Annotated in this window: 12 protein-coding genes; 11 read left to right on the forward strand and 1 reads right to left on the reverse strand. The window is 45.4% G+C overall.

What is annotated here, in order from left to right:
- Positions 1 to 21 precede the first annotated feature (21 nt).
- From lhpI to ACT3ID_RS02230, 6 genes are all read left to right on the forward strand, one after another.
- On the forward strand, positions 22 to 960 hold the full coding sequence (lhpI, locus tag ACT3ID_RS02205; RefSeq protein ID WP_491540342.1) for a bifunctional Delta(1)-pyrroline-2-carboxylate/Delta(1)-piperideine-2-carboxylate reductase: 939 nt from the start codon (positions 22 to 24) through the stop codon (positions 958 to 960).
- Between the two features lie 7 nt (positions 961 to 967).
- Positions 968 to 1,969, forward strand: a complete 1,002-nt coding sequence (locus ACT3ID_RS02210; RefSeq protein ID WP_491540343.1) for a 4-hydroxyproline epimerase — start codon at positions 968 to 970, stop codon at positions 1,967 to 1,969.
- A gap of 222 nt (positions 1,970 to 2,191) precedes the next feature.
- Positions 2,192 to 3,967, forward strand: a complete 1,776-nt coding sequence (locus ACT3ID_RS02215; protein WP_491540344.1) for a DUF885 domain-containing protein — start codon at positions 2,192 to 2,194, stop codon at positions 3,965 to 3,967.
- Between the two features lie 205 nt (positions 3,968 to 4,172).
- Positions 4,173 to 5,432, forward strand: a complete 1,260-nt coding sequence (locus tag ACT3ID_RS02220; protein ID WP_491540345.1) for an NAD(P)/FAD-dependent oxidoreductase — start codon at positions 4,173 to 4,175, stop codon at positions 5,430 to 5,432.
- Between the two features lie 432 nt (positions 5,433 to 5,864).
- On the forward strand, positions 5,865 to 6,923 hold the full coding sequence (locus tag ACT3ID_RS02225) for a proline racemase family protein (RefSeq protein ID WP_491540346.1): 1,059 nt from the start codon (positions 5,865 to 5,867) through the stop codon (positions 6,921 to 6,923).
- Between the two features lie 320 nt (positions 6,924 to 7,243).
- The gene (locus ACT3ID_RS02230) at positions 7,244 to 10,348 is read left to right on the forward strand and encodes a WD40/YVTN/BNR-like repeat-containing protein (protein WP_491540347.1); all 3,105 of its coding nucleotides are present in this window, start codon (positions 7,244 to 7,246) and stop codon (positions 10,346 to 10,348) included.
- Positions 10,349 to 10,519: 171 nt separating this feature from the next.
- Here ACT3ID_RS02230 and ACT3ID_RS02235 read toward each other — a convergent pair whose 3' ends face one another.
- A complete protein-coding gene (locus tag ACT3ID_RS02235) occupies positions 10,520 to 11,431 on the reverse strand; it encodes an AraC family transcriptional regulator (protein WP_491540348.1) in 912 nt (303 codons plus the stop codon).
- A gap of 286 nt (positions 11,432 to 11,717) precedes the next feature.
- Between ACT3ID_RS02235 and ACT3ID_RS02240 the strand changes: the two genes are divergently transcribed.
- The 5 genes from ACT3ID_RS02240 (at position 11,718) to ACT3ID_RS02260 (ending at position 20,491) form a co-directional block, all read left to right on the forward strand.
- Positions 11,718 to 12,371: a hypothetical protein gene (locus ACT3ID_RS02240; protein WP_491540349.1), complete on the forward strand. Its 654-nt coding sequence runs from the start codon at positions 11,718 to 11,720 to the stop codon at positions 12,369 to 12,371.
- A 96-nt stretch (positions 12,372 to 12,467) separates the two neighbouring features.
- Positions 12,468 to 14,099: an amidohydrolase family protein gene (locus ACT3ID_RS02245; protein WP_491540350.1), complete on the forward strand. Its 1,632-nt coding sequence runs from the start codon at positions 12,468 to 12,470 to the stop codon at positions 14,097 to 14,099.
- Positions 14,100 to 14,175: 76 nt separating this feature from the next.
- Entirely contained in the window at positions 14,176 to 15,756 is a 1,581-nt protein-coding gene (locus tag ACT3ID_RS02250; protein WP_491540351.1) for an amidohydrolase family protein, read from the forward strand.
- Between the two features lie 130 nt (positions 15,757 to 15,886).
- Complete coding sequence (locus tag ACT3ID_RS02255) at positions 15,887 to 17,518, forward strand: amidohydrolase family protein (protein ID WP_491540352.1); 1,632 nt, start codon at positions 15,887 to 15,889, stop codon at positions 17,516 to 17,518.
- Between the two features lie 111 nt (positions 17,519 to 17,629).
- The gene (locus ACT3ID_RS02260; protein ID WP_491540353.1) at positions 17,630 to 20,491 is read left to right on the forward strand and encodes a hypothetical protein; all 2,862 of its coding nucleotides are present in this window, start codon (positions 17,630 to 17,632) and stop codon (positions 20,489 to 20,491) included.
- Positions 20,492 to 20,517 lie beyond the last annotated feature (26 nt).

The following is a 20,517-nucleotide window of genomic DNA, read 5'->3' on the forward strand; positions in this document are numbered from 1 at the left end:
CAAAGTTAGTTCATTTCACTTATGCAGCAGATCGACAGCCAGACCATTTTCGATCATCTTCCCTATGAGGATTTTATTCCTTTTTTAGAAGAATCATTTACCCGCGAGCACACCGTTCCACAACGGATGCATAATCAATATGGCAACGGTGTAGAAGACACTCCCTCTACTCTACTACTCATGCCGGCCTGGCAAGACGGCAAATATCTGGGAGTTAAAATAGTAACTGTATCGCCACACAACAGCCAGTTTGATCTGCCGTCAATACAGGGTATATATCAGTTATTTGATGCAAAAACCGGATCGCCTTTGGCTACTTTCGACGCAAGCGCTATCACGGCACGGCGAACAGCGGCAAAATCTGCAGTAGCCTCCTCCTTCTTGGCTCGCGAAGATTCTGAAACATTACTTATGATAGGTACTGGAACGCTAAGCACTGAATTGATTCAGGCTCATTCGACGATCCATCCCATTAAAGAGGTTATCATTTGGGAGCATACCAAAGGTAAAGGAGAAAAGGTTATTGAACGGCTGCCGGATATGGATCAAAAGTTTCGTGTTACGGACGACCTTTCTGAAGCAGTACCCGAAGCGGATATCATCTCTGTTGCGACGCTAAGTGTCGATCCCCTGATACAGGGAGAATGGCTGCGGAAAGGTCAGCATCTGGATACCGTAGGTGCATATCGTACCGATATGCGCGAGACCGATGATGAGGTACTACGCCGGTCGAATCTGTATATCGATCATGATGGTGCATGGGAAGAGACTGGTGATCTTGTTATTCCACTGGAAAACGGCGTTATCTCTAAAAATGATGTTGAAGCCACTCTTTTTGATCTGTGTAATGGAGAAAGCAAAGGGCGCCAAACGGAAGATGAAATTACTTTTTTCAAATCTACAGGACATGCGCTCGAGGATTTGAGTGCGGCACTATTCGTATATCGACAACTCAAATAATTTTCATATGGCTGTAAAACGTTTTTTTTGTATTGATGCTCACACTTGTGGTAATCCGGTCAGGTTGGTGGCCGGCGGGGGTCCGGATTTAAAAGGGAAGAATATGGCCGAGAAACGCCAGCATTTTCTCAGTGAATTTGATTGGATCCGCAAAGGATTGATGTTTGAGCCGCGCGGACACGATATGATGTCGGGCAGTATTCTGTATCCGCCTTCCGACCCTGCTAATGACACCGGTATCCTCTTTATTGAGACCAGTGGCTGTCTGCCCATGTGTGGACATGGGACCATCGGTTCGGTAACGATTATGATTCAGGAGGGGCTGGTAATTCCCCAAACGCCTGGTAAACTTCGCCTTGAAACCCCCGCGGGTTTGGTTGAGGCCGAATACAGCAAAGAAGGTGAACGGGTAAGTTCAGTGAAAATTAAAAATGTGGCCAGCTTCCTTGCCGAAGAGAATCTTGAAGTAGAGAGTCCTGATCTCGGCAAATTGACCTTTGATGTGGCCTATGGAGGAAATTTTTATGCAATTATAGATCCCCAGGAAAATTTTCCGGGTTTGCAGGAGTACAAAGCAGACCAGCTGATAAGCTGGAGCCGGGAATTGCGCCGGAGAATCAATGAAGAGCACGATTTTGTCCATCCCGAGGATGATCGAATCAGCGGGCTTAGCCATATTATGTGGACAGGCGATACGATAGACTCTGAAGCTACGGCACGCAATGCCGTTTTTTATGGGGATAAAGCGATAGATCGATCTCCCTGTGGAACGGGGACTTCGGCGCGTCTTGCCCAGTGGGCGGCAAAGGGTAAGCTGGAAAAAGATGATGAATTTATTCATGAAAGTATTATCGGGAGCCAGTTTATCGGGCGTATTGAAGAGCATACAACTGTGGGCGATATACCGGCAGTTGTTCCAAGTATTGAAGGCTGGGCCCGGGTAACCGGCTATAATAATATTACCATCGATGATGATGATCCTTATGCCCATGGTTTTCAGGTTATTTGATCGGTTTGAAGCGAAATTCTTACAGAAAACTACATTTAAGAACCTTTATTGAAGATTTTACCCACGGATGAATCCATAGACTAAGAATAATTTGTAAAAGCCCACTTAAAGTGGGCTTCGGGTTTCTTACTTAGCCTGATGATTCATCTTCAGGCACCTGAAGCCACGAGACAGGGGTCCAGAACAGGGATGACCATATAATCAACTTTACCCAAACTTGTTATGGAAAAAACGAACGCGTTCTTTTCGGTTAATCATTTACCAATTTATTTTTTGCTGATTCTATTTGCATTCTCAACGCAATTTTGTACCAGGGATGCAGGGACACAGCTTTTTGACCTGTATGAACAGAGCGAAGAGTTTGAGGAGGAGATCGAAGAATCCAGAGAAGATGATATATTCAACGTTCGCTCTCAGGAGGAGCTGGAAGAGGAGTATAACTTTTGGAGCGGCATCTACGATGAGCTGGACCAGATTGACCGGGAAACACTTAGCGATGATGACCAGGTGAGTTATGATATCTTCAAGCGTGATGTTTTACGGGAAATAAAAGGTTATGAGTTTCGCGATTATCTATTCCGCATTAACCATGAGGGCGGATTTCATACTGGTCTGGTCGGAAGGGCCAACCGCATGTCGGCCGATTCGCTTGAGGATTACGAAAATTATATCTCCCGCCTGAACTCCATGCCTGATTATTTTGAGCAGAATATGGGCTATATGCGCGAAGGGATCGAAACTGGTTTGATATTGCCAAAGGCGGTTATGGTTGAGGAATACAAACAGACGATCACCTCACAAATTGTTGATGACCCGGAGGAAAGCGCCTTCTACCAACCGCTCAGAGAGTTTCCCGATTTTGTTACGGAATCGGATCAGCAGCGGCTGCGTGAAGAAGCCCGAGCAGCGATTGAAGAGTCGGTCGTGCCATCTTATGAAAAGTTTCTCGAGTTTATGGAGCAGGAATATATCCCTGCCGGTCGTGAAGATATAGGATATGCGAGCTTGCCCAATGGAGAAGAGTACTACAATTATCTAACGAAATATTATACCACGCTGGATATTACCCCGGAAGAAGTACACCAGATTGGACTTGACGAGGTGGAGCGAGTACGATCAGAGATGGAAGCAATTATTGATGAGGTAAACTTTCAGGGTGACTTTGATGAGTTTTTAGATTTCCTGCGAACCGATTCTCAGTTTTATGTTGATGACCCGGAGGATTTACTGGAAAAAGCTGCTCTTATGGCAAAGAAGATGGATGGTAAACTGCCGGAGCTTTTCAATACACTTCCCCGTGAGCCCTATGGCATTGAGCCGGTTCCGGACCATCTGGCTCCTCGTTATACCGGTGGGCGGTATTCTCCTGCACGTAGCGATGATGAAGCTGGTTATTACTGGGTAAATACTTATGACCTGTCAAGTCGTCCGCTTTATACGCTTGAGGCTTTAACCTATCACGAGGCTGCCCCGGGACATCACCTGCAGATAGCGCTTGCGGATGAACTGGAAGATCTCTCGGAAATACGACAAGGTTCCGGGGTTACGGCTTTTGTGGAAGGCTGGGCTCTTTATTCCGAACGTCTTGGACTCGAAGCCGGATTTTTCCAGGATCCCTACAGTAATTTTGGTCGTCTGACCTACGAAATGTGGCGGGCTTGCCGATTGGTTGTGGATACTGGTATGCATGTTAAGGGATGGTCGCGTCAGGATGCCGTCGATTTTATGACCGAAAACACGGCACTTTCTCATCACGAAATCGACACCGAGATTAATCGATATATTGCCGGACCCGCACAAGCACTGGCGTATAAAATGGGTGAACTGAAGATCCGGGAGCTTCGTGAAGAGGCCGAAGAAAAGCTGGGGAATGACTTTAATGTCGGAGAGTTTCATGATGCGGTACTGCTGGGTGGATCCGTCCCATTACCAGCACTCGAGGATCAGGTTCAGGAATATATCAATGAAAATATGAACAACGATAATGATGAAGCATAGTGTCAAAAAAGAGATTTAGAAAATAGATAAATGGAGGATTTGCAAATCACATCCCTGTTAAATTGTCATCGCGAGCCCCTTGGGATTTCGGGGTGTGGCGATCCCCACACGAGGGGAGATTGTCACATTTTGTTCATTTTATTCGCTCCATTCGCAATGACACTGAGTTGTGAAAGCCTCTTAATTGACGATTGGAAGATGATATATGAATAACGGAAAGCATGTAATTGTAATTGGTGCGGGCATTGCCGGCATAAGCGCGGCCTACTATATTAGCAAAAAAGGTATAGATGTAACGGTAATCGACAAAAATGATGGTAAAAGCAACTGTTCGTACGGCAATGCGGGTATGATTGTGCCCAGTCATATCATTCCGCTGGCATCCCCCGGCATTATCAGCAAGGGATTGAAATGGATGTTAAGTGCAGAAAGCCCATTTTATATTCGCCCGCGCCTTAATCTGGAGCTGCTGAAATGGGGGTGGAAGTTTAAAAAAGCATCGACAAAAGAACGGGTTGAACAGGCAGCTCCCGTTCTGAAGGAGATGCTGTTGCGAAGCCGGGAATTGCTTTTAGAGATAGAAGAAAAGGAATTTATCGATTTTCATTTCAAGAAAAGAGGGCTTTTCATGTTTTGTAAAAGTGAAAAGGGGCTGGAAGAAGAGGCTGAAGTGGTTCATAAAGCCAACGAGCTCGGGATGCCAGCAGAAATTCTTACGCCGAAAGAAGTGGCTGAAAAAGAACCTCTACTTGATCTGGATATCGTTGGCGCTACCTATTTCCCGAAAGATGCGCATCTGCATCCCGGATCGTTAATGGACGGACTTAAAGAACTTTTGGCCGAACGGAATGTGGAATACAAGTACCAGACAGAAGTTCAAGATCTAGTGGAAAATGGAGGTAGTGTCACGGGAGTGCGTACATCGGAAGGAGAAGTTATCAATGGTACGGACGTAGTTATTTGTACGGGGGCTTGGACACCTTCATTATGCAAAAAGATCGGCGTAAATATGCCGATGCAGGCTGGAAAGGGGTATAGTATTACTCTTGAGGATCCCAAAATACTGCCCGATAATTGTGGGATTTTTGCAGAGGAAAAGGTAACGATGACGCCGATGAATGGAATGCTGCGTTTTGCTGGGACGATGGAAATAATCGGGACTGATCAGAGTATCAATCCCAAAAAAATATCGGGACTCAAAAAATCTGTATGTCGCTATCTTCCCCAGTTTGAGCTGAGTGATCTGAAGGTTGATGATATATGGGTGGGATTGCGGCCAATCTCTCCCGATGGTCTCCCCTATGTAGGAGCCCTGAAAAAATATGAAAATGTATATGCATCTACCGGACAGGCAATGATGGGCATGAGTTTGAGTCCGGTGAGCGGAAAAATTGTTGCTGATCTGATCTCTAAAGGAGAAGCCGAAATCACCACACCACTGATCGATCCAAATAGATATAACTAGGGGTAAAACCAGATGGTATTATCCCAGTTTGTCCTCCCGATCCCAAAGGTTATCGGGAGAGGGATCTCAAGTGCCCGACATAACAGATATGCTTTTAGATCCTACGCGAATCGATTCGAAGAGATCCCTCCACTACGTTGGGATGACACTGCTTTTTACTATTGTTCTTCAGCTGTCTTCAGACAGCTTCTGGTTTTTTTCTTAGCCCGGTTCTTTCAAGGCCGGGCTATGGCGAGCGATCAATGGTAAGCAGGGAAATAAACTCAACCAAGAAACCTCCCAATGATACTCCGATTTTTTGTATTCGAAAAGCAGTTATTAAATTCATTTTTTATCACCATCAGCTTTTACCGGCTCCTGAAGGTATAGGCACTGATTAGCCGACACCTTATTACAACTAAACCATAACGAGTAACCGCTATAGATAATAAGATGTCTGACACCTGGAAGCGAATACAACAACACAAAAAGCTGGATATACCAGAAGATTGGTTACAGATTCGATGCATCGATATGCACACCGGAGGAGAGCCCCTTCGGGTTATCGTTGATGGTTTTCCGTCATTGAAAGGAAAGAATGTCCTGGAATACCGCCGCTATATCCAGGAAAATTACGACCATCTCCGGAAATCGCTGATGTGGGAGCCCCGTGGCCATGCCGATATGTACGGTTGCATTCTTGTTCCACCCAATGACAATGGTGCTGACTTCGGGATCATCTTTATGCATAACGAGGGATACAGTACCATGTGCGGACATGCAACCATTGCCATTAGCCGGCTGGCAGTAGAGTTGGGATGGGTGCCACAAAAGATGCCGGTAACAGAAGTAACGATTGATGCACCGTGTGGCCGACTGTATGCGGAGGTAGAAGTCTCTGAAGAAGGCATAGGCAACGAGCGTTTTCGCTGTGTCGCCTCTTTTGTATTAGCGCTGGATGCCGTTGTGGAGGTTGATGATCTGGGAGCTGTGACCTATGATCTGGCTTACGGCGGAGCATTTTATGCCTATGTTGATAGCAATCAGCTTGGTATTGAACTCACACCCCACAACTACAGGAAATTGATCCAGGCCGGAATGGATATAAAGCACGCGGTTATGAAGTCTGACCAAGAGGTAGTTCATCCCTTTGAGAGTGATCTGAGCTTCTTATACGGCACGATCTTTATAGGAGCTCCCGTAAGTGATGGAATCGACAGCCGTAATGTTTGCATTTTTGCCGATGGTGAAGTCGACCGTTGTCCAACGGGATCGGGAGTTTCTGGTCGGATGGCAATACATTATGCTCGGGATGAGATTTCAGAAGGTGAATGGATGAGTATAGAAAGTATTACGGGGTCAGTGTTTCGCGGGAAGGTCAGGGAAACGACAACTTTTGGTCCTTATGATGCTGTTATTCCTGAAGTGGAAGGCACGGCATATATTACTGCGCAAAATACATTTGTCATCGATCCCGAGGATCCGATGAAACATGGTTTTTTACTTCGTTAATACCTACTTATAAAGAAGAGAGCCGTTAAAAAGAATGTGTGCTTACGGGAAGTGATGAGAGTGGCATGAATTATTCCGACAACTGCTATCATTTCATCAGAATCAGATTCCAGAAACTGTTGATAAGATTGAAAGTATCAAGAAAAAGCTTTCCAAATCCCGAGAATGTAAAATTCTGCCAATCTTTCGAAAAGATCGTATTAATAGCCCCTCGATAAATTTATTAAGCTGATTATTAATACATATGAAAATTTTCTGTGATTACAAGTTCTGTTTTGAAGTTTTATATCTATTTTAATTTCCAATAAAAGGGTGGAATAATGAGAGAATACAAAAAGTCGTTTACGCATCAAATATTATTTATGATGGTTGCATTGGCAGTGGTTGGATTCATAGTGACCCAACCAAGTACTGCCAAAGCACAAGCTGCAAGTGACAGCCTTTATAAAGATCTGGAGTGGCGAAATATTGGCCCGTCAAATATGATGGGGCGCATAGCTGCAATCGATGCGCTGAACGATGACTATAAAACCGTTCTTATTGGTACTGCTTCGGGAGGAGTATGGAAATCCACAAATGCGGGGAATACGTTTACTTCAATCTTTGATGACTATGGGAGTCAGTCTATTGGTGATGTAGCTTTCTTTCAGGATAATCCTGATATCATATGGGTAGGAACCGGTGAATCAACCAATCGGAATAGTGTAGGTTGGGGCGACGGTATCTATAAATCTACTGACGGGGGAGAAACGTTTCAGAAGATGGGATTGGGAGATACCTACCAGATCTCCGAGATTACTCCGCACCCGACCGATCCGAATATTGTTTATGTAGCAGCACTGGGTGATTTGTGGAGTTACCAGGGACGAAGAGGTATCTTCAAAACTACCGATGGTGGTAAAACCTGGCAAAAGCTAACGAATGGTTTGCCTGATGACAGGGAATCCGGCGGTACAGTCGTGGAACTAAATCCTGAAAATCCGGATGAAATCTATGCCGGTATATATCCGCGGTTGCGTCGACCCTGGGGAATGGACAGCGGAGGTCCGACAGGCGGAATATACAAGTCAACTGACGCCGGTAATAGCTGGAAGAAGCTTACAAATGGTCTTCCCGAAGGAGAGATCGGCCAAGTTGATGTGGATGTTTATCGTTCTAATCCTGAGACGGTAGTTGCGTATGTGGAAGCATCTGATAATTTGTCTCATGATCTGGATGTACCGGATCCGGGGGTTTACCGTTCTGATGACGGAGGCGAAAGCTGGGACTATCTGTTCCGCCATAATTCACGACCCTATTATCACGGTCGGGTTAGAATTAATCCCTCTGATGATAATTTGATATACATTGTTGCGCGTCACTTCTACTATTCAGAAGACGGGGGACAAAGTTTCGAAGCCGGTAAGCCGTTCAGCTCCGGTGGAGGGGATGACCATGATCTTTGGATATCTCCCCAAGACAAAGAGGTTATGTATACCGCTACCGATCAGGGAGCACATCTGACGCTCGGCAATGATGCACATATCTCATATACGAATATGCCGATCGGTCAATATTATGAAATAGGCTATGATATGAGAGATCCCTACTGGGTGTATGGAGGTCTACAGGATAATGGAGGCTGGGGGGTGCCCAGCCAAACCCGAAACCAAAACGGTATTCGGATGGATCATGCGGTCAAAGTTAACGGAGGAGACGGTTTTCACATGACTGCGGATCCCACTAACTGGAAGACGGTATATACAGCTGCCCATGTTGGAGTATTTGCCCGCAAGAATATGGAGACCCGAGAAACAACACTTATTACTCCCACACCTGAAACCACTATTAACTTTGAGGAATATTATGATGCTGATTTTAATGAGGAAATAACAGAGTATACGATTAATCCCGGTGAGCATTGGTTTGGCGCGGATACACCCAGCCGTACGATCAACGGCAGCCATTTTCCTCCGCAGTTCCGATGGAACTGGAACTCACCGATTATTTTGTCTAATAAAAATCCACGTACGGTTTATGTAGGGAGTAATTATTTGTTTAAATCAGTGGATCGAGGAAATACCTGGCAGATTATCAGTCCTGACCTGACAACTAATAATCCTGATACAAGGAATTCTACCTACAGCGGCGGGTTGACCAGGGATGCCACTGGTGCTGAGAATCACAATACGATATATACGGTAGAAGACTCACCCATGGATAGCGATATCATCTGGGTGGGGACCGACGACGGAAATATTCAGTTGACTCAAGATGGTGGAGAAAACTGGACAGAAGTAAGCAGGAATATTTCATCTTATCCTGATACAGCATGGGTAAGTCAGGTGAAACCTTCTAATTTTGATAAAGGCACCGCCTATGTAACCGTTGATAATCATCGTATAGGCGACTTCGAACCTTATATTTACAAGACGACTGATTTCGGAGAATCGTGGACAAAAATTACTGACGGCATTCCCAATGGCAATCGAGGTAACAGTGTTCATACGATTGTAGAGGATTATGTTAATCCGCAACTGCTTTTTGCAGGTACTGAATTTGGAAGTTTTGTTTCAATTGATGGCGGAGAAAACTGGTCTCCACTGATGAATAATTTACCGCCTGTTGCCGTTCGCGACCTTGAAATTCATCCTCGGGAAGCTGATTTAATTGCAGGTACTCATGGACGAAGTGTCTGGATTCTGGATGATATCACGCCACTACAGCAGTTGAGTTCAGAAATCCAAAATAAGCAGGTACATCTGTTTGAAAGTCAGATTGCTACCAAATGGCTGGACCGAACAAATTACAGTTTACGAACCGAACTAAAATTTAACGGCCCCAATCCTCCCCGGGCATCATTAATTGATTTTTACTTACGAGAGACTCCCGCCTCGGGCGAAGCGGAGATACGTATCACGGATATATCTGAAGACAGGGAGCATGTGATGACCGTGGATGCCACAGAAGGTATCAACCGGGTTGAATGGGAGCTTGAATTTATGCCCACCGAGGAAGAAATGTCATCAATGCATGACCGGCTGGAAAAAATACGTGATGATGTATCGCAGTCTCTCAAATCAACACAAAATTCGGATATGCTTCTGGTATTGGCCAAAGACTTACTTGCCGATCACCGATCACCTGACCCTTATGATGATCTCTCATATCCTCCAATGAAACAGAGCCGACGGGTACTGCAAACTCATATCGAAGGAATTACTGAGGCGTTAAATAATGCTGACGAGTACAATGACCTTAATGATGTTCGGGAAGAGTTAATGCGTTTCACTCCTATCTTGGGTGACAAAGTATACAGTGGTTATTTTGGTCAACCGCTTTCGGCCCGGGAGGCTGAAGCTGGCACGTATCGGGTTGAGTTGAATGTAGCAGGACAGACGGAAACTAATACAATTAAAGTGCGTAATGATCCGAAGTTTGATTAAGGGTATTTGATGGATCCGTATTTCCTTCTGACAGGACCTGCACTGCAATAAATGTATGGAACCGATATTCAATCGATAACTTTAACCCGAGCAGATTTTATATGACACAGCGCCTTCTCTTTATTATTTAGTTTTTGTCAGGTTATAGGGCAACGGCAAATCTTCTCTTTTTTATCGATTATGCTCTATGACATGCGGGCTCGAAGACAGTTTTTCAAACTTTTCCTTGTATTCCTTGGGCGTGGTGTTAGTAATCCGTTTAAACTGTCTGTTGAAATTAGAGACGTTGTTATAACCGCTTTCAAAGCATATTTGTGAGATATTTAAGTCGGTATTGCGTAGCAATTTACAAGCTTGCGAGATGCGTACTTCATTCAAGAATTCAGTAAATGTTTTCCGGGTACGCTGTTTAAAAAATCGGCAGAAAGCCGCTTTGCTGTAATTTGCTATTTCGGCAATTGTACCGAGTTCAATATCGTCTTTATAATTTTTCAGGATATAACTGATAACATTATTTATCCGCTCACTTTCCTTATCGGTAGGCGGATGCGAATTACTTACGCCGGCCAAATATTTGTATTCCTCGGTTTGGGCAAGGCTATGGAGGATTGATAATATTTCCAGGAATCGGTCAAACCCTTTTTTATCAGTTAAATCCTTCATTCGTTCCCCAATCGTTTCCGCCACATCAGGAGAAAACTGCAGGCTGTGATCAGAGCGATCAATAAGTCCTTTAATAATATTTGTTTCCGCAAGTTCGAAGAAACCTTCTCCCAGAGAATCTTCACGGAAAAAGATTGAAATAGACTTAGACTTTTCAGAACAGTCTCCCCGGAAGTACTTCGGGTCACTTTTCAGTAGATGACTTTGATTAGATCCAAATAAAAACAGATTGCCTGATTTGAAGGTAGTTATCGAATCCCCAATAAAAAGGTCACCTGTTCCTTCGAGTATATAGATGAGCTGTAATTCAGGATGATGATGGAGCTGATCATAAAAATGCTCCAGATTATCATACTGTAATACAAATCCTTCCCTTTCAATTTTTGGGATCTGAAAATAAATAGACTTGTCTGATTCCATAATAGTAATACTATTTTGTTGTCGAAATGCTGATCCTTCCTTTTGCTATGTTAATTTTATACTAATTAGATGAACAATACAAGCATTCTTACATTCTTTTTAGAATGTAAAGCGTATAGAGATTTGTAGGTGTGGGAGTATCAAAATTTTTACTTTATGGGGTAAGTAATAAACTTATTGTAAAATGCGTGTCAGTATATGTTAAATAAATACATGCATTAGCATAATTATTTATATACGTTCATTTATTATGTGGTATTTTTAACTGAGTTGTGGCAGTAAAATAATGCTGGTACTAAAAAATATTTTGGCTTTTATATTGAGTGTGTGCCTCTTAAATGTTCAGGTTTTGCCAGCCTATACTTCTTTTATTTCGCAAGATATAGTTAATGTAGCATTTATCGGGATAGATTTTCGAGATGTTGATCCCGATCGGCAAAAGAGTATTGAAAATCGCATTTCTGATCTCCTGGAAGAGGAGCCGAGTTTCTATAACGTTCCTGACACAGATATTCAAAGTCAATTGGATGCATCACTTATCAGTGAGCTTAGGGATCAGCAACGGCAGGAGACTTTTCGTACTGCAGCTGAACTTCTCAACGCCGATTTTATTTTTGCGGGAAAACTTGAAAACACGAGTAAAGACAGTGAAAATACGGCTCTTGTAGGGAATGTTGTGCGTTACGATGTTGCTACTGATAATTTATATTCTCTGAGCATTAAAAGTTTTTACGAGGATTTTGGTGAAGAGCTGGTTCGGATTAATAACCAGCTAGTTCAAACAATTGTACCGGAAGATAAAGAAAGCTTTTTAAAACGGTACCTGCCCGGGGTTATTATTGTAGGGGCAACGATTGCTGCAGTGGTTATTTTGCTGGGAGGCACTGATGGACAAAGTTCTGGGGATGGATTTCCGACACCTCCTTTTAATGGGAATTAATTTTTGATCATAAAAGATCGCGGGATGGCTGAAAGGCGGTTTGTATCCGGCTTATTTGCTGCCGCGCTAAATCATAATAGAGCTAAAGGTGTACCTATGGCATATCTACTACATATTAATTCGATGTACAAACTGATATCAAAAATAGCGGGATTCGCTGTAATTCTACTGGGCTTTTTGGTCGGCGGACTAATTGCACAACCGTCTGATCCTGCTCCGGATCGGGGCGATGAAGGTGAAGGACCGTATGAGCGATTGATAATTCGAGGAGCTACGGTGATTGACGGTACCGGTGCGCCTGCTTCGGGACCGATGGATATCGTAATTGAAGGTAATAGAATTGTAGAAGTAGAGGGCGTTGGATATCCCGAAGTACCTATCGATGAGGATGAACGTCCGGATGGCGCTACCAAGGAAATAGATGCATCAGGGATGTATGTGATGCCCGGTTTTATTGATATGCATGTGCATACCGGTGGAAAACCCAAAGTACCCAATGCAGAGTATACCTATAAGCTTTGGATGGGCCATGGAATCACAACGGCACGAGGAGTTCCATTCGACGAGCTGGAGTGGTCGCTTAGTGAAAAAGAACGAAGTGCCAAGAATGAAATAGTAGCACCCCGAATGTTCAGTTATCACCGTATCGGTTCCGGGAAGGCATGGGAAGATCGCCCGATTAATGATCCGGAAACGGCGCGCGAATGGGTGCGGTGGGCACATGAGCAAGGTATTGATGGTTTAAAGCTGGGTGCTCATGATCCCGAAATTATGGAAGCAGTACTTGATGAAGCGGAGAAGCTGGGATTGAACAGCACGGCTCACCTTGACCAGATGGGCGTGCCGCGTATGAATACTCTGGATGCTGCCAAATTGGGACTCGGTGCACAGACTCATTATTACGGTTTATTTGAATCGATGTATGATGATCACGATGTACAGCCTTATCCGTATGATCACAATTATCAGAACGAGCAAAATCGATTTGGTCAGGTAGCACGACAGTGGGATAAAATCGTTGAGCCAGGAGGCGAAGAGTGGAATGAGCTGATCGATCAGTTTTTGAAGTATGATCTGACCATGGATCCTACCATGACTATCTACGAAGCCAGCCGCGATGTGATGAGAGCCCGCGCTGCGGAATGGCATAAGAATTATACCCTGCCGACTCTGTGGGACTTCTACAAGCCCAGCCGACGAGCTCATGGCTCATACTGGTTCAATTGGACAACCCAAGACGAGATAGAATGGAAAAACTTTTATGATCGCTGGATGCAGTTCCTCGATGATTATAAAGATGCCGGCGGACGGGTAACGACGGGTTCGGATTCCGGATTCATTTATAAGCTGTACGGCTTTGGATATATAAGAGAACTGGAACTTCTGCAGGAGGCTGGGTTTCATCCACTGGAAGTGATTCGCTCGGCAACGATGTACGGCGCAGAAGAGCTCTATAAGAAGAAGGATGAAAATCCGCCATTCGGTATTATTCGTCCCGGTAAGTTGGCAGACTTGGTGATTGTTGAAGAAAATCCCCTGGAAAACCTGAAAGTATTATATGGGAATGGGGCAATTCAGGTTGAAGGTGTTAACGAGATTAAACGAGTAGGAGGCGTTAAATATACCATTAAGGATGGTATCGTATATGATGCCCAACAATTGCTTGAAGATGTTCGCAATATGGTGGATGAACAAGCCGAGGAAGAAGGAGAAAAAGAGTGGTATTAAAGTTAATTGCTTAATGGGTATTGAGCCCCTGATATTTTCAGGGGCTTTTTATTTCTAATAATATAATCGGATGATGATGGATAAAATTAAGACAGCTATAACTTTTTTATTTTTGGTACTGATAGTGGGGATACAGGGAGGTCTGGCACAGGATTTTGGAGACTTGGCTGAAGGACCCTATGATCGACTGGTAATCCGCAATGCTATGGTCATACCGGGACACGGAGGGCCACCGGTAGGTCCGTATGATATTGTTATTGAGCAAGATCAGATCACGGAGATGATCCCGTTTGATCCGGTAACGGCAGAACGGCGCGATGATTTGAACCGGCCGACGGGAGATCGCGTTATTGATGCCAGTGGCAAGTATGTCATGCCGGGCATGATTGATCTGCATATGCATCTGCGCCAGGAGCCGATGCCTATTGAGTATGTGTATTATACAAAGCTGGCTCATGGAGTAACGACTATGGTACCGGCACCTGACCGCGGTCTGAACGAGGCAATGAATGAGGCCGCACGCAGTGAAAATAATGAAATTTTAGCTCCGCGCATGTTCCCGATTTGGGGCTGGGGCAGTAATACGGAATACGATCGGGAGTTTTTAGAAGATCCCGCCAATGCGCCACAGATTGCACAAGAGATGGTGGATAAAGGTGCTCATGTGGTGAGCGTTGGTAATTTAGGATGGAATCAAGAGCTGTTGGGAGCAGTTTGTGAGGCTGTAGAGGAAGCAGGTGGTATAACAACATATCACATTCCCCCGTCAACCACAGCGGTTACCCAGGCTGTTGACGCGGCCCGTCTCGGCGTTACTATGATCGAGCATCATTACGCTTATGCAGAATCTTCCCTGGATCGACAAGTTCAGGACTATCCCCGTGATTACAACTATAATGATGAAAATGCGCGATTTCGCCATGCCGGCAAAGTTTGGACCGAAGCCAATGAAGAGCGTTTGCTTGGTGAAGTAGCTGATTCCCTTGTAGAGTATGGCGTGCACATGCTTCCCACGCGTGTCGTTTATGAAGCCAATCGTGATATCCTGCGGGCGCAAAGTCTGCCCTGGCACGAGAAGTATACGCACCAGGCGCTAATCGAATGGAATTTGCCCAATCCTGCTTACCACGGAAGTTATCACTACGACTGGACCTCAGATGATGAGTACTACTGGAGTCATGCATTCGATCTCTGGGGTGATCTTATTTATGAATTCAATAAACGTGGCGGACATGTCTCCTACGGAACCGATGACAATTACATCTGGGCCACACCTGGCTTTTCGAATATCCGCGAGCTCCAGCTGTTGCGGGAGACCGGATTACATACCTTGGAAGTATTAAAAGCAGCCACTCATAACAGTGCTCAAACACTGCGCCAGGAAAAAACCGGACTCGTCCGACCGGGCTATACCGCCGATTTGGTGATCGTTGATGGAAGTCCGCTCTACAATCTCCGGTTTATGTATTCTTTTGGAGCGCTCACCCTGGATGACGACGGAGAAATGTACCGCACTAACGGTATTGATCATACTATTAAAGGCGGAGTGGTTACCAATAATGATCGGCTGATGGAAGAAGTGGCTCGGATGGTTGAGGAATCAAAAGAAGGTGTCTCTCCGTCTAATGCTGCTACAAGTCCGTTTATTAAGGAATAGAATTTATCATAACGTACTAGTTGGTAATGGTGCGAGTATCCGCTCGTACCAATGCATAATATTTCGAGCACAAGAGTTATTCTTCTGATAAAAATTGCTTGTGCAGAGCCGTGCATACGGATTTTACTGTATGGATTTAATTTCAAATAAAGCAGAAAGTGCTATGATTGAACAGGTTAGTCGTTTTTCAAAAAGCCTATGTTTAATATTAATTATTTTAGGTGTGGCTTTGCAGCAAAGCCGGGCCCAGGATCAATTTGGAGAGCTGGCAGAGGGTCCTTATGACCGCTTGGTTATCAGAAACGCAATGGTTATTCCGGGTCATGGAGGACCACCTGTGGGTCCGTATGATATAGTAGTAGAGCAAGACCAGATTACGGAGATGATTCCCTTTGATCCGGTTACGGCCGAGCGCCGTGGAGACGCAGATCGTCCGACCGGAGATCGTGTTATCGATGCGAGCGGAAAATATGTGATGCCGGGATTAATCGATCTGCACGGACATCTTCGTCAAGAGCCGATGCCTCTTGAATACATTTACTATTTAAAGCTTGCCCATGGCGTTACCACATTTGGACCGGCTTCGGATCGTGGCGTAGAAAATGCAATGGAAGAGGTCCGCCGGGAAGAGCAAAATGAGCTATTGGCTCCAACCATGTACCCGTTGTGGTCTTGGGGTTCAGGCTTGGATTATGATCAGCAATTTTTAGAGAATCCTGATAATGCGGACCAAATAGCGCGGGAGATGGTGGAAAAAGGCGCCCATCAGGTTTATCTGAATGGGATAACCTGGAATCAAGAACTTTTTAAAGCTGCAGCCCAGGCTGTATGGGATGCTGGTGGAGTAACAGGGGTGCACATTCCACCCTCCAATACGGCAGTCATCGACGCCGTTGACGCGGCGCGTCTGGGTGTTACCATGATTCTGCATCACTATGGCTATGCCGAATCTTCACTGGACAGGGATGTTCAGGATTACCCGAGAGATTATAATTTTGATAACGAGAACCACCGCTTCAGAGAAGCGGGCACAGTCTGGCAACAAGCCAATAAAGAAAAGTTGCTGGGCGAAGTAGCCGATTCACTGGCTGAATATGGTGTTATTATGCAGCCGACGCGCGTGGTATATGAAGCCAATCGGGATATTTTGCGAGCCCAAAGTCTGCCCTGGCACGAGAAGTATACGCATCAGTCACTGATTGAATGGAATCTTCCAGATCCGGCTTATCACGGCTCCTACCATTATGAATGGACATCCGATGACGAGCAGATTTGGTACGAAGCATATGATCTGTGGGGCGACCTTATATATGAATTCAACAAACGCGGCGGCACGGTTGCTTATGGAACCGACGACAACTATATCTGGGCAACCCCCGGCTTTTCAAATATTCGCGAGCTTCAGCTTATCAGAGAATCGGGCATGCATACGCTTGAAGTGCTGAAAGCGGCTACCCAAAACAGTGCCAAAGCTCTCCGCATCGAAGATGAAACGGGATTGGTACGGCCGGGTTACGAGGCTGATTTGCTCATTGTGGATGGTAGTCCGCTGCACAATTTACGCTTCATGTATTCATTCGGAGCGGTAACACTTGACGAAAATGATGAGATGTACCGAACCGAGGGTATCGTCCATACAATTAAAGATGGTGTGGTTGTAAATAACGATAAGTTAATGGAAGAAGTGGCCCGAATGGTGAAAGAATCCAAAGAAGGAGTGGAGTCAAATATCGCCAACGATCCATTTCTAATTAAAGAGTAAATACGGACCAAATCCCTTTGATAATAAAATTTACATATTATGTCTGATTTTAGGATAAGACTTTCATCAGCATCTCAACAAATTTGTTTATGTCTTCTACTGTCAATTACAATGATCTCCTGCTCTGATGAGCCGGAGTCATATGTAAATGGTGTTGATCAGGCCCGGACAATGCTCGAAGAGCAGCGGACTGAAGCTCTTAATGCGTGGGATGAGGAAAAGAGCCCGAAAACGCTTGAGAAGATGATTGAACTCGGACTTTGGGATGAAGCTGAAACCCGTCTCGATGATATAACGGAGGATACAGAGGAATATAAGATTGCCAAGGCGCAGCTTCGTTTCAAGCAGCATCGATACGACGAAGCCGAGCAGATTGTGGATGAGGTATTAGAATCCAATCCCGGTAGCCGACAAGCACAGCTGTTGCAGTCGGAGCTGGATATTCAGGCTTGGCAGTTAGATGAAGCTGACCAGGTGGCGATGGGGTTGTTGGAAGAAAACAGTCGCGATGCAGAGGCGGGACTGATTCGGGGCAGAGTTGCACTGCTTGATCGCAATTATGAGCAGGCTTTGGAATGGGCGAATAAAGTGCAGAACTGGGATTCAGAGTTTGCCGGCGGATACCTGCTGGAGGCAGAAAGCCGCTTCTGGTCACAGGATCCTGAAGGAGCAGCAGCGCCTTTGGTTCGTGCCCTGGAGCTCAATCCTTTTAATCCTGATGCGCGATTCAGTTATGGATATGCCATCTGGCGGCGCGTTGATGCTACCCAGCTGGATGATATGGCAGCCCAGTGGAATTTGGCTTTTGAGCTTAACCCGCTGCACTACCTTACGCACTGGCACTTCGGAAATGGCCACACCAACTTAACGTATGCTGACTATGCTCATCCCACCGACAGCGTGGTGAGTTCCCGCCTCGATGAAGCAGACGAGCTGGTTTCTCAAGAGCAGCTTGATGAGGCGATTGGGATAACGCGTGAAGTAGAGTCGGAATACCCTGAATCGGTACTGCCGGCTATGACGCGCGGTTCAATCTATTATATGTATTATGATATGAATCGAGATGCGAGGTTGGATTCAGCCCAGACTATCTTTGAGCGGATATTGGAGCAGAAGCAAAATTACGGCCCTGCACATAATGGACTGGCGGCGGTGATCAAGCAGCGTCAGTTTGAATATTTAGATGGATTTGAGGAGCTGGAAAAGGAGATCGCGCAAACACCTGTTCCGGATGAAGGCGATGTTTTCTATGATATTTTTAAGGATGCCGAATACTTTCCGGGAGATCGCGTCAAAAAGATGATTGCCCAGCAAATAGGTCCGAGTAAGGCTTATCTGCCGATGATCGATAAGTTTGATTCCGATTTTGCTATCCCGGCGTTGCATATCGATCTGGCCGAAGCGATGGAGTCAAACTATTTCCGTTACGGCACGACCTTCGACAATCGCCAGTGGATGGATATTCGGGGCGTTGGAAGTGGGGCCACCGGCATCGAATACCTGGAGCGGGGCGCCCACTGGGAGCGTAATGTGCTGGCCCATGAATATGCGCATCTGTATCACGGACGCATTTTGACGGACAAAGAGAACCGCCGGATTCGTTCGCTCTATCATACGGCCATGGAAAACGACCGCACACTAGACTACTACGCTTCCAACAATGAGAGTGAATTCTTTGCGCAGGGCTATGCCGGATTTTTGTCCGAGAAGAAAGTGCATCCGCTTAATCACAAATCAATGAACACCCGGCAATATATTCAGCAGAAAGATCCCGACTATTACGCTTTTTTGGATTCGCTGTTGACCAAACAGGAAGAATATCTGGATGGCAATGAAGAAGTGTTTGCTGACAACTGGGCCCAGACCTATTTGACAATGGCCGAAAGTTCGCGTGGCGATGACAATCTGGAAGAGGCTACAGCTTATCTGGATACTGCAATGACCCATAGTGCTGATTATGTGCCCGCGATACTGGAATATGCAGAAGTCGATGCAGGGCTGGGAAATTTTGATGCTGCAGAGGATAAAATCGCAGAAGCTAGGGAACTGGATCAAGACTATGCTCCGACATATGTAAGCGAAGCAAACATCATCCATCAAAAAGCTCTGCAGGATCAGCTGTCGTTCGACGAAGCGATGGATGAGCAGATTTCTCTTTTTGACGAAGCTGAAGCGCTGGAAGGCGATCTTGCCGAGCGTGCTCAGCTCAACAGGCTTTACCGTCAGCGCAGCCGTGATTATGGTTATATGGCCCAAGCCGTTGAGGTGGCGGAACAATATATAGAAGATGCGCCAACGGTTTCGACCTACCTTCGGGATCGAAAAGAAGAGGCAGAGGCATTTGCCAACTTTACACGCAGTTCGCTGGGATATTCTGCGGATGTAGTTGACTACTTTAATACGCTGGTTGATCAGAACCCGCAGAATTTTGGCTACCGCCTGATGTATGCCAATGTTCTAATGCGTGCCGACCGGTCGAGACAGGCTCTGGAAACACTTCAGGAAGGACAGCGAATTTTAGCTTCTGCAGATAACGAGCGTACGGATTATTCGCTCCGCATTGCAAAGATATATGTTGACACTGAGCAAAGGGCTGAAGCTGAAGAAATATTGGCAGATATCAAAGTGGAAGAGCTGGATTTTGACGAGCAAATGTTGCTTGCGAAAATTTATGCCGAAATGGATCGTTCCGATGACGGGAAAGAGGTGTTGGATCAGGTAGAAGAGCCTGTATTGCCCGCTGACAAAGCTGAGTTTGAATATATTCATGCCTTGCTGAACGAAACCAGCGGAGACGACGCCGGGGTCGTGGATCGATACCGGCAGGCACTCGACTACAACCCGTATCACCTGGAGGCGCGGGCTTCATTAATCAGGCTGATGAAAGAGCAGGAGAATGATAATATGGCAAATAACTTAGAAGAAGAGGCCGAAAATTTAGCTATCCCTCTCGGGCCGGATTTTGAGGTTTGATTGGGCAATCTCTATTTGTTGAATTG

It is taken from the genome of Fodinibius sp. GM108, assembly GCF_058386985.1.

What these genes read in the sequence shown, in the direction of transcription:
- ACT3ID_RS02215 (WP_491540344.1), top strand. Translation starts at nt 2,192, where the DNA reads ATGGAAAAAACGAACGCGTTCTTTTCGGTTAATCATTTACCAATTTAT.
- ACT3ID_RS02230 (WP_491540347.1), top strand. Translation starts at nt 7,244, where the DNA reads ATGAGAGAATACAAAAAGTCGTTTACGCATCAAATATTATTTATGATG.
- ACT3ID_RS02250 (WP_491540351.1), top strand. Translation starts at nt 14,176, where the DNA reads ATGGATAAAATTAAGACAGCTATAACTTTTTTATTTTTGGTACTGATA.
- ACT3ID_RS02255 (WP_491540352.1), top strand. Translation starts at nt 15,887, where the DNA reads ATGGATTTAATTTCAAATAAAGCAGAAAGTGCTATGATTGAACAGGTT.
- ACT3ID_RS02210 (WP_491540343.1), top strand. Translation starts at nt 968, where the DNA reads ATGGCTGTAAAACGTTTTTTTTGTATTGATGCTCACACTTGTGGTAAT.
- ACT3ID_RS02260 (WP_491540353.1), top strand. Translation starts at nt 17,630, where the DNA reads ATGATCTCCTGCTCTGATGAGCCGGAGTCATATGTAAATGGTGTTGAT.
- ACT3ID_RS02220 (WP_491540345.1), top strand. Translation starts at nt 4,173, where the DNA reads ATGAATAACGGAAAGCATGTAATTGTAATTGGTGCGGGCATTGCCGGC.
- lhpI (WP_491540342.1), top strand. Translation starts at nt 22, where the DNA reads ATGCAGCAGATCGACAGCCAGACCATTTTCGATCATCTTCCCTATGAG.
- ACT3ID_RS02225 (WP_491540346.1), top strand. Translation starts at nt 5,865, where the DNA reads ATGTCTGACACCTGGAAGCGAATACAACAACACAAAAAGCTGGATATA.
- ACT3ID_RS02245 (WP_491540350.1), top strand. Translation starts at nt 12,468, where the DNA reads ATGGCATATCTACTACATATTAATTCGATGTACAAACTGATATCAAAA.
- ACT3ID_RS02235 (WP_491540348.1), bottom strand. Translation starts at nt 11,431, where the DNA reads ATGGAATCAGACAAGTCTATTTATTTTCAGATCCCAAAAATTGAAAGG.
- ACT3ID_RS02240 (WP_491540349.1), top strand. Translation starts at nt 11,718, where the DNA reads ATGCTGGTACTAAAAAATATTTTGGCTTTTATATTGAGTGTGTGCCTC.